Genomic DNA, 12052 nt, shown 5'->3' on the forward strand with positions numbered 1-12052 from the left:
ATCATTGATTAAAGATCATTATCGCAAATTAGTGAAAGATAGAATGAATGATGAGATAAAAAATAAATAAAAATTAGTAACCCAACTAATCCTATTGACAGAAATAAATAAATGAGGTTTCATTAAATTATTATAAATAAAACTTATGAGCAATAATAATGTCAAAACATACAACAGAAGAGAATAAAGTTGAGGATTTGCTCAAAACTCTGACTAATTCAGATAAGATAACAGTATCAAATATAGAACAGCCTTTTGTACAGTTTACCGCACAAGAAGGAATTGTCCAATATCTCCAATCGTTAATAGAGACTCCTTTAGATTTTGCTGGTAAGCTTTGGAGAGCTGTTAAGGGTGTAACCCCCACAAACGTAGATAAATCTGATTCTGACGTGCAGTATCAACCCCTTTCAGAAGATGTAAATAAAGGTCTTGGAGTGATTACTACCGAAAACGTAGATAAATCTGATTCTGACGTGCAGTATCAAGCCCTTTCAGAAGATGTAAATAAAGGTCTTGGAGTGATTACTACCGAAAACGTAGATAAATCTGGTTCTGACGTGCAGTATCAAGCTCTTTCAGAGGAAGGAAATAAAGATCTTGAAGTGATTACTACATCTTCTCCAAATAAATTACTTCACAATATTATTACTCCTGAATGCATAGAAAGATTAGGCCTTCAACCTTTTGAAGAAACTGATTATCGTATAGTATCTTCAACCACGCAGTCAAAATCGAAAACAGTTGCTGAGCGTATTGAATCAGGAGCTAAGCTAATTGGGTTTGCTTTAAATCATCCTGAATATATAAAGAAAATTCTTGATCGAAAAGTTGGCCTAATAACCCAAGAAGAAGATTTTGATCTTTTAGAAGACACGGATTTATTACCGGATCAAAATGTCTTTTGTGTAGCTCGCGTGGATAAAACAGTGACAGCCAAGTTTAATACGGCTAGATTTATGCAAGTTATGCAAGAAAAGGGGTATTTAAGTCTGAGTGAGTCTTCGCCTATTATAGCAAAGCTGATGAGTTCTGGTAATACCTATTCTGTCAACCTAGAGCATTTACAATTTTATATAGGATCAAAAATAGCTCCAATGATTTTCCAACCAACAAGGGACGATAATAAGCTAATGCTGAAACCAATTGGATTATATAATGCTGTTAGTGATTCTCAAGAAACAGATAAAGCTTTAGTAGGAACCAAGTCCCTATTTAATATAGCTGTGGATGTTAGTGGAAGTATGGAGTCTGAATTAACATTATGTAAAGAAAAATTAAGAATTATTCTTAAGAAAATTGTAGACACTACTGAAGATTGGACGATTATTATAACCAAATTTAATAGCACATACTCAAGCGAGGTATTTGAATCAACGAACAATAAAGTTGAAGATTTGGTAAGACTTGGTTCGTATATCAAAGCTTTTACTGCAGGTGGGAATACAAATCTACTGGGCACAATGTATGATCAATTTTCTGGCCTTGGTAGCATTAAATTAGGGGAAGTAAATACGCTAGCTACGCTTTAATAGTATTTACTGATGGAGAGGATAATTGTAAAGTTGTTACTGAAAGACAAGTTATAGATACCGCTCGTACAACAAAAGAACAACTAAATAATCTCCAGATTTTTACCCTTGAGCTCGGTGGTAAAAATCTGAATTTCTTTACTACTTTATCGTTAGAAGGTGGATGTACTCACATTAAACTAGATTCTATATCAGATATGTCTGAATTTGGGCAATATACGAAGAGTCTTAGCCTTAGTAGCAAAGTGGTTCAATTTTTATTGGATTCCCAAAAATTGTATCAAATGACACTAGTAGAAGGGCAAGTGGGAATTGGTTCACAGTTAATACCTACTAATACAAAAGTAATAATTGATGGAGAACCATACTCCATTCAATGGCCTACGGAAAGTTTTGATACGTTTGATAGATCTATTCATGAGGAAGGGATCCAAATTGGTGGTGATAATATTCTTCTTGAAGACTCAAGCCAATAATCTAATCCTCAATAGTGGATGGCTTCTGTATTATCTTTACTGTCATGTTGAGCAAGAACTTGTGCAATAGCAAAAAGTGTGCTTGAAGGGTGAATTAAATTGTATAAACGGCCATCTCGGGTTTGATCCGGGATCTCGCGCCGAAAGAAGATCCTGCAATAAATTCAGGATGACTAGTATTTTGCATATACGAGATTCTATTCCTTAATACATATCAGGTTGACTAAATACTTTACTTCAGTTAAAGTGCAAAGCGGTTGTAAATTAATTTATACTTTTGTAATGACCACTAATTTGGACATGATTAAAAACTCTTTCCTATTCGGGTTTTCTCGATTTATGGGCTTTAGCTCATATTATCAATTTTTCATGCCTTATGGCTACTGCGCTTATGCCAGTCATTTAACAAAAAATATAACCACTAGAACGAATAGGAAAACAAAATGGAACCACTTAGACTTAACACAAAATCCAATCTAGCCAACATAAGCATTCTGCTTAACTTGCTGAATATATCAACATTACTGCTAGTCATTCTAATTTTTACTATAACCAGTGCTCATGCCAGCCAGAAAAAGGTGATAGCTATTACTGAAATTGTTGAGCATCCGTCTTTGCAAAGGGCTAAAGAAGGTATTATCGATGCACTTAAAGACAATGGGTTTGAAATAGGTAAAAACTTAGAAGTGATAGAAAAGAATGCTCAATCATCAATTGCTAATGCTTTGATGATTGCCAGGCAGTTTGCTTCTATCAAACCAGATGCGATTGTTCCGATATCTACACCATCTGCGCAAGCTGTCGTTAAAGTTGCGGTAAATACAGGTATACCAGTAGTGTTTTCATCTGTTACTGACCCTGTAGCCGCTGGTTTAGTTTCTGACCTTGCAATTGCTACAAAAAATATAAGTGGCGCAATAGATTATCCTCTTATTAAGGAAGAAATAGATTTAATTTTTTCAATTGTTCCTTCGATAAAGAAAATAGGCTTTTTATATAATACAGGCGAGGCAAATTCTGTAAAAACAATTGAACTTTTAAAGGAAGCTATTAAAGGTAAGTTAGAATATATAGACTCTCACATGGCGAGCTCGAATCAAATAGTACAAAGTTTTGGTGCACTTGTTGGTAAAGTTGATGCGATATATATTCCATCAGATAATACAGTATTTGCATCGATGCCAAAGCTGGTTCAATTATCAAGACAGCATAAGCTGCCAGTATTTTCCAGTGATCCCGATTCGGTAAAGCAGGGAGTTTTGGCTTGTATGGGCTATACTCAATACGAAGTTGGGAGGACTGCAGGTAAAATATTAGCTCGTGTTCTTAAGGGAGAAAAGCTAATTAAAGTCGACAAGCCTGAAAAAGCACAAATTTTTATTAACAAAATAACAGCAAATTCTATGGGAATAGAAGTGCCAAATGAATTGCTTGGTATTAAAACAGATATAGTAGGGGAAAAATGAAAAAAGGATTTTTTATTGTAATGATTATAACAATACTAGGGTTTATCTGCCCTAGTATTGCAGAAGATAAAGTAACTATCACAGTCAATCAATTTGTTTCACACGTTGCCCTTGATGCTGCATATAATGGATTAGTTAAAAGTTTGGAAGAAAGAGATATTTTACCAAATAAAGTAAAAATTATTATGGCAAATGCTCAGGGTAACATTGGTAATAGTGCACAAATTGCAAAACATCAAGCTTCAGCTAAACCAGAATTTATGGTGGCAATTGCTACGCCATCGGCTCAAACTCTGATGAAAGCCAAGACAGATACTTCAACGTTGGCATTTCTCGCCGTAAGTGACCCTGAAGCAATAAATCTGACAAACCGTGCTGACATAATTGGGGTGGCTGATAATCCTCCAATAGAAGAGTTGATAGAGAAGATAACACAAATTTTTCCGGATATAAAAAATATAGGAGTGATATTTAATTATGGTGAGATTAATTCTATTAAAACTGTTGAGAGACTAGAAAAGGTACTGAAAGATAGAAACATAATTCTCAAAAAAATAGCGATCACCAACTCTAATGACATTAAAAACGCATTTAATAAACTAATAGGGGAAGTAAATTTGATCTATATACCACAAGATAACACGGTGGTATCGGCGCTTGCAAGCATGGTAAGCATGAGCAAGGCTAATAAAATTCCTCTTATTGCGAATGATCCAACTTTAGTAGACCAAGGAGTAATGATGGCTCTTGGTACTAATTATTTCAGAAGTGGTGAGCAACTGGGCAATATGATTGCTGACCTAATCGAAGGTAAAAAACTTGAGAAAAATATACAAAATACAAACATCAAAGAATTAAAAATCAATGATGAAGTGGTTAGGGAATTTGGTATTGTGATACCAGAAAATATAAAAAGGGGAGAGAACTAATGAATCAACTTCAGCTATTGGGAGCGATTGAGATAGGTCTTATTTATTCGCTTGTGGCAATTGGTGTTTACATCACTTTTAAAGTAATAGACTTCCCTGATTTAACTGTTGATGGTAGTTTTACGCTTGGAGCCGCAGTGAGTAGTGCAATGATTTTTGCTGGATATGATCCATATCTTGCAACGATTTCTGCCATTTTTGCAGGGAGTCTATCGGGTATGGTAACGGGATATTTAAATGTCCGCTGGGAAATACTTGGTCTTTTAGCGGGAATACTGACTATGACCGCCTTATATTCAATCAATCTTAGGATTATGGGACGGCCAAATATTGCTATTATTGATTCTGCTACAGTATTTAAAAATTGGTCTATAATAATAACAATATTGATTGTAACAATTATCAGTATTTTTATGCTTGCCAGATTTTTTGCTTCTGAATTTGGTTTGGCTGTTAGAGCAATAGGTATTAACCCAAAGGTCAGCAGTGCTTATGGCATAAAAGTTGGTCTGATGAAAATTGTAGCACTTAGTATTAGCAACGCAATAGTTGCACTTGCTGGTTCGCTTTTTGCTCAGTCCCAGGGCTTCGCTGATATTTCTATGGGCATGGGAACAATTATTGTTGGATTGGCCTCTGTAATTATCGGAGATGCGTTGTTGCATCCAGAGAGGATTTGGGTAGGTTTAGTTACGTGTGCTGTAGGATCAATAATTTACCGTATTGTAATAGCTTTTGCTCTGAATGCACATGACATTGGATTGGAGGCTTCTGATTTAAACCTGATTACAGCTTTGTTAGTTGCGCTTACTATGATTGCCAGCAAGCTAAAAAAGAAAAGAAGCGTGAGGATCATATGATAGAATTGCAGGCGATAGATGTAGTATTTAATAAAGGAACGAAAATAGAAAACCATGTTCTGAGGTCCATTAATCTTAAAGTAATGGACGGGCAATTTGTGACTATCATAGGAGGTAATGGAGCTGGTAAGTCTACGCTTATGAATGTTCTCTCAGGAAACCTAATTCCTACCAGTGGTAAAGTTTTCATTGATAAACTAGACGTAACAAGCATGTCGGTAGAAAACCGTTCTGGTATGGTATCTCGTGTGTTTCAGGATCCCATGATAGGAACATTTGCAGACCTAACAATTGAAGAAAATATGGCAATAGCTTATAAGCGTGGTGCCAAGCGTAGTTTGTCTGTTTGTTTGAATAAATTTTTGCGAGACCAGTTTAAAGAGGCCTTATCTACTATTGATATAGGTCTTGAGGATAGATTGAAGGATAAAGTATCATCGCTTTCTGGAGGTCAAAGGCAAGCACTTAGCTTGATTATGGCAACGTTACTTGGTTCAAAAATATTATTACTAGATGAACATACAGCAGCGCTTGATCCAAAAATTGCCAAAAATATTATGCAATTAACGAATAAAATCATAAAAAAGCACAAGTTGACAGCTTTAATGATTACTCATAGTATGACTCAAGCTCTTGAATATGGTGATCGAACAATTATGATGTATCATGGCGAACTTGTCAGAGATATGCAAGGGTCAGAGCGCAAAGGATTGTCATCTGCAGACCTTGTGAAATATTTTGATTTATAAAATTACTTAACTTTAGTTATGGCATCAAAAACAGATAATTATCAGAGATTAGAGCAAGAGTTAGCAAAAATTACGCATATGCGCAATATTGGCATGATTGCTCATTGGGATGCTGCTACTGGGTTACCAAAAGAGTCCGTAGCTAGTAGGAATGAGGAAATAGCAACATTTTCAGCTGTTATTCACGAGATGAGCACTTCTGGAAAAATTGGCCAACTGATCGATGCGTCTCAAGATGAAGTTGATTATTTAGACGAATGGCAGAAATCCAATCTGGCGTTTACTAAGAAATCTTATGATAGTCAAATATGCATTAGTTCTGATATTCAGCACGAATTCAGCCTAGCATCAAGCGCAAGTGAGTTTGCTTGGCGCCAAGCAAGGGCGAACAATGATTTTAAATTACTGATACCTTACCTTGATAGGGTGTTCAATGCTGTTCGAAAAATTGCTGATCTTCAGTCGCAAAAACTAAAAAAATCCTCTATGGATGTGTTAATTGATTCTTTTGACCCAGGAAGGACTAGCTCAGAAATTAGTGATGTTTTTAATGTTTTAAAAGCCCAATTGCCTGCGTTAACTGAAAAAATAATCCAAAAGCAAAAAGGGGAAAAAGTAATAGCTCTTTCAAAACCAATTGATGAAGCATCGCAAAGGGCTATTGGTTTAAAAATAATGGAGACAATGGGATTTAATATGGATCGTGGTCGTTTGGATAAGTCAGTACACCCGTTCTGTATTGGTTCAAATGATGATGTAAGGCTAACGACAAGATATGATGAAAATAACTTTATCTCAAGTTTGTTTGGAGTTATTCATGAGACAGGGCATGGGCTTTATCAACAAAATTTGCCAGCCAAGTACCGCAATCAGCCGGTTGGAGGGCCTCTTGGTATGGCATTTCACGAAAGCCAGTCTTTAATTATGGAAATGCAGGCCGGAACTTGCCAACAGTTTACGCAATTTTTGGCTAAATTACTCAAAGATGACTTTGCATTTTCTGGACCAGAATATTCCGAAGAAAATTTATATAAATTAGTAACTAGAGTAAAACCTAGCTTTATAAGGGTTGATGCAGATGAAGTTACTTATCCGTTACATATTATTCTGAGATTTGAAATCGAAAAAACTATTCTGGAAGATAATATGAAAGCAGCCGAGTTACCAGAATTGTGGAATAGCAAAATGCAACAATATTTAGGAATAGTTCCTAAAACGGATAGCGACGGGTGTATGCAAGATATTCACTGGCCTTCAGGTTGGCTTGGATATTTTCCTTCTTATACAAATGGAGCAATAATAGCTAACATGCTTATGCGAGCAGCAAAAGGCAAATATTCAGAAATAGACTCCGAGTTGAATAAAGGCAGTTTCCAAAGCCTAAATAAGTATCTGAATGATAACTTAAGACAATATGGCAGTAGTAAGCTTTCAGCCGATTTACTCAAAGCATCTACAGGTCATGATTCAGTGCAACCAAACATGTTCATTGATTACTTACAAGACAAGTATCTATAATCAAGAGTTAATACAGGGCACAATGTGTTATCCTAAACTTAAAATAGCCTGATTTAAATTGGATTTAACTATTATAACTTGACATGAACCCCTATCACTGCTAATTATAGACCTAAGCTTGGGCTTAGCGGTTTCGACGTTTTGCCTATTCCCCTAATATGTTTATAGTTAAAGTAGTATCTTGCGTTTGTACGATCGCTCAAACATTCTTCAATAACAATCCTAATTTTAATTTTTAAAGTATAATTTAATGACTACACAAAGAAAAGAAATTCAAAAGAAATCTGATAAACCTTCTCAAAAAATAAAGCCATCTGAAATAATTGACAATGACGAGTTATATCAAGATGAATTAGCTAATGAAAGCAAGGAAAGTAATGGTATTAAAGTTACTTTAAGGCAGCTTAAAAAGAAATCACCAGAAGAGTTGCAAGCTGAAGCGGAGTCGCTTGGAATAGAGAATGTTAGCTCGTTGTTAAAGCAAGAGTTGATTTTCTCAATTTTGAAGAAAATTGTTGAGCATGGTGGACAAATTTCTGGTGAAGGGGTGCTTGAGATTTTGCCAGATGGCTTTGGGTTTTTAAGATCACCAGACGCGAACTATTTGGCTGGTCCCGATGATATTTATGTCTCACCTAGCCAAATTCGTCGCTTTGGTCTAAAGAAAGGGGATACCGTTGAAGGGCAGATTAGAGCACCAAAATCTGGTGAGCGATATTTTGCTCTTTTGAAAGTTAACAAAGTTAATTTCGAGGATAATGAAAAGGCGTATCATAGAGTACATTTTGATAATTTAACCCCTCTGTATCCAGATCAAAAATTGATGCTGGAAGTAGAAAATGAAAACAAAGATTACAGCACAAGAACAATTGAAATGGTTGCTCCCATGGGTAAAGGACAACGGGCTTTAATAGTTGCTCCTCCAAGAACTGGTAAGACAGTTTTGCTACAAAACATTGCCCATGCAATTACGACGAATAATCCAGAAGTTTACCTTATAGTTTTACTTATTGATGAGAGGCCAGAAGAGGTAACCGATATGCAACGTTCTGTGAAAGGAGAAGTAGTGAGTTCTACCTTTGACGAACCGGCGGCAAGGCACGTTCAGCTTGCTGAAATGGTTATTGAGAAGGCAAAACGTCTAGTTGAACATAAGAGGGATGTTGTGATACTATTGGATTCGATAACTAGACTTGCAAGGGCGTATAATACTGTTGTACCATCGTCAGGAAAAGTACTTACTGGTGGTGTAGATGCGAATGCTCTTCAGAGACCGAAAAGGTTTTTTGGAGCAGCGCGTAATATTGAAAATGGTGGATCATTGACAATTGTTGCAACTGCATTAATTGAAACTGGTTCGAGAATGGATGAAGTAATTTTCGAGGAATTTAAAGGAACTGGTAACTCTGAGATTGTTCTCGATCGTAAAATTGCTGATAAAAGAGTTTACCCTGCAATTGACATTACGAAATCAGGAACTAGAAAAGAGGAATTACTAGTTGATCGTTCGATATTGTCTAAAATGTGGGTGCTTAGACGTATTATTAATCCAATGGGCACTGTTGATGCTATGGAATTCTTGCTTGGAAAGTTTAAAGAGACAAAAACTAATGCTGAGTTTTTTAACACGATGAATTCATAGAAACAAAAATTTTTAAGGAGGATTTTATGGTAAAACGACCAAAGATTGCATTAATTGGTGGCGGTAATATTGGAGGGACATTAGCTCATATTGCTTCTAGAGAAGCTATTGGAGATGTTGTATTATTTGATTTATCTGGCGGTAAAGCTAAAGGTAAAGCTCTTGATATTGCTCAGTCTGCTACCATTGATAATTCAGACTGCTCGGTTAGCGGTACTGCTGACTACAAAGACATTATTGGCGCAGACGTTGTGATTGTCACAGCTGGTATTGCAAGAAAGCCAGGAATGAGTAGAGATGATTTGGTTGCGATAAACGCTGGGGTTATCAAGACGGTAGCACAAGGTATTAAACAATATGCGCCTAAAGCCTTTGTAATTGTAATTACCAACCCTCTTGATGCGATGGTATATGTAATGCAAAAAGAAAGTGGATTACCTCCTCAAAAGGTTGTTGGTATGGCTGGGGTTCTTGATTCCGCTCGTTTTAATTGTTTTTTAGCTGAGGAATTTAAAGTCTCTGTTGAAAACGTGAATAGTTTTGTGTTGGGCGGTCATGGTGACACAATGGTACCGTTGACTCGTTATTCAACAATTAGCGGTATTCCAGTGCCAGACATGATTAAAATGGGTTGGAGTACGCAAGGCAAAATTGATGCTATTGTTGAGCGTACGCGTAATGGTGGTGGTGAGATTGTAACTCTCCTAGAAACTGGTTCTGCATTCTATGCTCCTGCTGTTTCAGCGATTGACATGGCAAAGAGCTATCTGTTTGATAAGCGCAAAATTATGCCATGTGCTGCTTACTTAAATGGTGAGTACGGCGAAAAGGACATTTATGTTGGAGTACCTGTTGTCATCGGCAAGAATGGTGTTGAGAAAATTGTCGAAATTAAGCTTAACGATTCAGAAAAGGCTGACTTTAAAAAATCAGTAAATAGCGTGAAAGAACTAATAAATTCTATTAAGTTGTAATTAGCCTGATTTTTTATATATTGTGAATTGATTTATAACTCGTCGTTTTTAATTTGAGCGGCGAGTTTTTCTTTAAGGATAAAATAACTATGCGACTTTCTGATTTTGATTTTGATTTACCAGAAGAGTTGATTGCTCAAGAACCATCCGACCTTCGAGATCATTCTAATTTACTAATTCCGTCACCTATTAAGTCTCAGATAGTAAAGTTTTATAATTTGCCCGATTACCTTGTGGCTGGAGATTTGCTAGTTTTTAATAATAGCAGAGTCATTAATGCTAAGTTGATTTTGAAAAAAAATAATAAAGAAATCAATATTAATTTGAACAGACCTATTGGGGATAATATATGGCTTGGTTTTGCTCGTCCGTCAAGAAAATTAGACGAAGGAGAGGAGTTTAGCTTTGGTAAGCATAAATTAAAAATAAAGAAGAAGCTTGAATTTGGTGAAATTGAGATAAAGTTTTATCTTGAAGGAATAAGCTTATTTGACTTTTTAGACCAATATGGTTTGGTGCCTCTTCCTCAATATATAAAAAGGTCTAAGATTAAAAAAGAGGACGTAGATAGGTACCAAAATGTTTATAGCGAGCCCAAAGGATCTGTCGCGGCAGCTACAGCAGGTTTACATTTTAGCTCTGAGCTAATGGAGAAAATTATTGCTAAAAATATCGATATGGTGTTTGTAACTCTTCATGTTGGTGCTGGAACTTTTCTGCCAGTTAAGACGGAAAATATTGCTGATCATAAAATGCACTCAGAATGGTGTGAAGTGCCAAAAGAAACGGCTGATAAAATTAATAAAGCCAAAAAAGATGGTAGAAGAGTGATAGTTGTCGGTACCACAGCAATGCGCACATTAGAATCTTGTTCAGACAATAAAGTGGTCTTTGCTGGCTCAAAAGAGACTAGCATATTTATAACGCCTGGTTATAAATTTCAGATAGCAGACGTACTTATTACCAATTTTCATTTACCAAAATCAACCCTATTTATGTTGGTTTGTGCATTTGCTGGTTATGAAGAGATGAAAAATATTTACAAATATGCTATAGATAATAAAATGCGCTTCTTTAGCTATGGTGATGCAATGATGATTGAAAGAAAGACAAGTAAATGATTCATATTTCAAGCAAATATTTACAAATAATTAGCGAAATTCTAAAAAAATATCCCTATAGTTTTTATACCTATAGATCAAGGGTAAAAGGTAGAGAGGAGAAATTTTTAGAGCTTGATTTGTATGTTGTAGATCAAACAATATCAGAATCCATAATAGCTTTTTTGAAAGAAGAACTTAAAGACTCAAATATATCTATTCCAGTTAATATTATTTCTTGGTTTGATATTCAAGAAGACTTTAGATGGCTTATTGAAAAAGATTTAACCATATTCCATACAAATCCAAACTTTATTAAAGCCAAAACCAATCAATTTTCAAAATCTACTTATCTACCTAGTCCCTCCGTCAAAACTCTCCCCGCCTGAATTAACAAGGGGTTTCATGTCATAAACAGCTTACAAAATCCATAAGAAAATGGTATAATTACCGCATAAAGCTTACGGATTTTAAAATTATGCCTATAGAAAATATTACTTTTCTCCAAAAACAAGAAAGGTTATTTGAAGAGAAATTATCTACAAAACTAAATCCTAAAAACAAGTTATATAAACTAAGGGATTTAGTAAATTGGTCTGAACTTGAAGCCAGAGCATTGCCTAACATTGAAATCAAGCAATTTGGTAGAAATAAGAAAGATCATAGAGTAATGCTAGCACTATCAATGCTTCAAGCTATGTACAACGGTTCTGATTCGTTTACGGAGGAAGAGCTAAAGGAAAATATTTATTGGCAATATTTTTGTGGTTATGAATATTTGCAGCAAGATCTTGATGTGTCTGAAG

Annotated in this window: 12 protein-coding genes; all 12 read left to right on the plus strand. The window is 35.5% G+C overall.

Annotated features, from left to right (window positions below; translation table 11 throughout):
• Nucleotides 1–158: 158 nt before the first annotated feature.
• Entirely contained in the window at nucleotides 159–1532 is a 1374-nt protein-coding gene (locus Megvenef_RS03595) for a vWA domain-containing protein (RefSeq protein WP_322776629.1), read from the plus strand.
• A gap of 197 nt (nucleotides 1533–1729) precedes the next feature.
• On the plus strand, nucleotides 1730–2008 hold the full coding sequence (locus Megvenef_RS03600) for a hypothetical protein (RefSeq protein WP_322776630.1): 279 nt from the start codon (nucleotides 1730–1732) through the stop codon (nucleotides 2006–2008).
• 443 nt (nucleotides 2009–2451) lie between these two features.
• Nucleotides 2452–3474 carry an ABC transporter substrate-binding protein gene (locus tag Megvenef_RS03605; RefSeq protein ID WP_322776631.1) on the plus strand — a complete coding sequence of 341 codons (1023 nt, stop codon included), beginning with the start codon at nucleotides 2452–2454 and terminating at the stop codon, nucleotides 3472–3474.
• Entirely contained in the window at nucleotides 3471–4403 is a 933-nt protein-coding gene (locus Megvenef_RS03610; protein WP_322776632.1) for an ABC transporter substrate-binding protein, read from the plus strand. The genes Megvenef_RS03605 and Megvenef_RS03610 overlap by 4 nt, the downstream gene beginning before the upstream one ends.
• On the plus strand, nucleotides 4403–5263 hold the full coding sequence (locus tag Megvenef_RS03615) for an ABC transporter permease (RefSeq protein WP_322776633.1): 861 nt from the start codon (nucleotides 4403–4405) through the stop codon (nucleotides 5261–5263). The genes Megvenef_RS03610 and Megvenef_RS03615 overlap by 1 nt, the downstream gene beginning before the upstream one ends.
• Entirely contained in the window at nucleotides 5260–6012 is a 753-nt protein-coding gene (locus Megvenef_RS03620) for an ABC transporter ATP-binding protein (protein ID WP_322776634.1), read from the plus strand. Before Megvenef_RS03615 ends, Megvenef_RS03620 begins: the two co-directional genes overlap by 4 nt.
• 18 nt (nucleotides 6013–6030) lie before the next feature.
• Nucleotides 6031–7530 carry a carboxypeptidase M32 gene (locus tag Megvenef_RS03625; protein WP_322776635.1) on the plus strand — a complete coding sequence of 500 codons (1500 nt, stop codon included), beginning with the start codon at nucleotides 6031–6033 and terminating at the stop codon, nucleotides 7528–7530.
• A 250-nt stretch (nucleotides 7531–7780) separates the two neighbouring features.
• Nucleotides 7781–9172, plus strand: a complete 1392-nt coding sequence (rho, locus tag Megvenef_RS03630) for a transcription termination factor Rho (protein ID WP_322776636.1) — start codon at nucleotides 7781–7783, stop codon at nucleotides 9170–9172.
• Between the two features lie 26 nt (nucleotides 9173–9198).
• On the plus strand, nucleotides 9199–10146 hold the full coding sequence (mdh, locus tag Megvenef_RS03635) for a malate dehydrogenase (RefSeq protein ID WP_322776637.1): 948 nt from the start codon (nucleotides 9199–9201) through the stop codon (nucleotides 10144–10146).
• 89 nt (nucleotides 10147–10235) lie between these two features.
• The gene (gene queA, locus Megvenef_RS03640; RefSeq protein ID WP_322776638.1) at nucleotides 10236–11267 is read left to right on the plus strand and encodes a tRNA preQ1(34) S-adenosylmethionine ribosyltransferase-isomerase QueA; all 1032 of its coding nucleotides are present in this window, start codon (nucleotides 10236–10238) and stop codon (nucleotides 11265–11267) included.
• Nucleotides 11264–11635 (plus strand): nucleotidyltransferase domain-containing protein, encoded by a 372-nt coding sequence (locus Megvenef_RS03645; RefSeq protein ID WP_322776639.1) that lies wholly within the window; start codon nucleotides 11264–11266, stop codon nucleotides 11633–11635. The genes queA and Megvenef_RS03645 overlap by 4 nt, the downstream gene beginning before the upstream one ends.
• 89 nt (nucleotides 11636–11724) lie before the next feature.
• Nucleotides 11725–12052 (plus strand): transposase (locus Megvenef_RS03650; protein WP_322776028.1); only part of this gene is annotated, 328 nt, incomplete at its 3' end.

Source organism: Candidatus Megaera venefica (assembly GCF_034554655.1).
GTDB classification, from domain to species: Bacteria; Pseudomonadota; Alphaproteobacteria; order Rickettsiales; family Rickettsiaceae; genus Megaera_A; species Megaera_A venefica.

Excerpts from the sequence above, each read along its gene's own strand:
- Megvenef_RS03595 (WP_322776629.1), top strand. The coding sequence starts at position 159 with ATGTCAAAACATACAACAGAAGAGAATAAAGTTGAGGATTTGCTCAAA.
- Megvenef_RS03600 (WP_322776630.1), top strand. The coding sequence starts at position 1,730 with ATGTCTGAATTTGGGCAATATACGAAGAGTCTTAGCCTTAGTAGCAAA.
- Megvenef_RS03605 (WP_322776631.1), top strand. The coding sequence starts at position 2,452 with ATGGAACCACTTAGACTTAACACAAAATCCAATCTAGCCAACATAAGC.
- Megvenef_RS03610 (WP_322776632.1), top strand. The coding sequence starts at position 3,471 with ATGAAAAAAGGATTTTTTATTGTAATGATTATAACAATACTAGGGTTT.
- Megvenef_RS03615 (WP_322776633.1), top strand. The coding sequence starts at position 4,403 with ATGAATCAACTTCAGCTATTGGGAGCGATTGAGATAGGTCTTATTTAT.
- Megvenef_RS03620 (WP_322776634.1), top strand. The coding sequence starts at position 5,260 with ATGATAGAATTGCAGGCGATAGATGTAGTATTTAATAAAGGAACGAAA.
- Megvenef_RS03625 (WP_322776635.1), top strand. The coding sequence starts at position 6,031 with ATGGCATCAAAAACAGATAATTATCAGAGATTAGAGCAAGAGTTAGCA.
- rho (WP_322776636.1), top strand. The coding sequence starts at position 7,781 with ATGACTACACAAAGAAAAGAAATTCAAAAGAAATCTGATAAACCTTCT.
- mdh (WP_322776637.1), top strand. The coding sequence starts at position 9,199 with ATGGTAAAACGACCAAAGATTGCATTAATTGGTGGCGGTAATATTGGA.
- queA (WP_322776638.1), top strand. The coding sequence starts at position 10,236 with ATGCGACTTTCTGATTTTGATTTTGATTTACCAGAAGAGTTGATTGCT.
- Megvenef_RS03645 (WP_322776639.1), top strand. The coding sequence starts at position 11,264 with ATGATTCATATTTCAAGCAAATATTTACAAATAATTAGCGAAATTCTA.